Below are 1,218 nucleotides of genomic sequence, written 5' to 3' on the forward strand. Positions count from 1 at the left end.
CGTGTGCTGCGGTGTCCGCAGCCGGCGCGCCAAGCTTTCCAGGCGCTCCAGGGCGCGCATTCGCTCGGGGGTGGTGAGCACGTCAAAAGACAACTCACACAAACGATCCAGATCCGCGTCGAGCGCGGTGAAGACCCCGACGATGTCTTCACGACTGCTCGAACCCATGCCTGAAACTCTACGAACAACCACCGACAACAATCGCCGTCATGTGACCACTGAAACCACAGTGACACAAGGGATTACAGGCACCTCAAGGCCCAGATCCAAACACTTAACCGCCCCGCACCAATGCGGCCGATGCGCCCAGGCCTGCCCGAGAAAGCCCCCACGATTACCAACGCAACACCACGATGACGGTGTTCTTGGCGCTGGAGGTCGCCACCGCCACAAACACCGACCGCCGCCACGACCGGTACCGCGCGGTTCCCGGCACGCCGACAGCAACGCCTGGCTCACCAAAACCCCAAGACCACAATGCATTCACCCCGCCATAAGGCTGTCGGCTCAAGCTCGTCGAGGTGCTCTTCTCCAGATCACCCGCCAAGCAAAGCGCCGCGGATTCTTCGATAGCTACGACACGCCGGTGCCGATGATCGGCTAAGACTCGTACACCACTCTGCTCAACGCAACCCCGCGGCCACCGCGATCGAACGCGACGCCACACCCACACCGGCTGGACTAATCACGTTGAACTTTAACGAATTCCACCGACTTTTCGACGGCCGATTGCTAAGAGGCATCACCCACATTGACTAATGACTGCCGCGAGGCCGACAGCCATCGATCAAACGGAAGCCGCCCAGCCCGCGCCGGCTTCCCCGGCGTAATGACAAACAGCGCTTACATATCAGCGGGATCTCAGGACGAGGCGCCGCTTCGGCCGTTTCCTACGCCGTTGTGACCCGAGCCTCCTAAGCCGCCAATACCGCCCGTGAGGCCACCCGATCCGCCGTCACCACCGGGGCTATTTGGGGTATCCAGACCAAAGATCGCCTTACCGCCCGCGCCGGTACCCTGGGGTTCGCCAGCGGCCCCACGACCCCCGGATACCGCGGTGCTTCCGGCGCCGCTGACGTAAGCCCCGCCACCGCCACCGCCGCCGCCGCCGACATCATTAAGAGTCCCAATCCCACCACTTCCTCCGCCGCCCCCGGAAGTAAAACCACCCCCCGGATAAAATACGATGCCGCCGTTGCCGCCGGCGCCTCCGTAGAC

General features: G+C 63.1%; 2 pseudogenes. One reads left to right on the forward strand and one right to left on the reverse strand.

The features are described from left to right. Positions 1 to 255 precede the first annotated feature (255 nt). Positions 256 to 574: pseudogene (locus tag EET13_RS32205) on the forward strand (transposase); the annotation flags it as partial. 287 nt (positions 575 to 861) lie between these two features. Here EET13_RS32205 and EET13_RS31075 read toward each other — a convergent pair. Then, positions 862 to 1,218, reverse strand: a pseudogene (locus EET13_RS31075) (PE family protein); the annotation flags it as partial.

It is taken from the genome of Mycobacterium attenuatum (assembly GCF_900566085.1).
In the GTDB taxonomy this organism is placed as follows: Bacteria; Actinomycetota; Actinomycetes; order Mycobacteriales; family Mycobacteriaceae; genus Mycobacterium; species Mycobacterium attenuatum.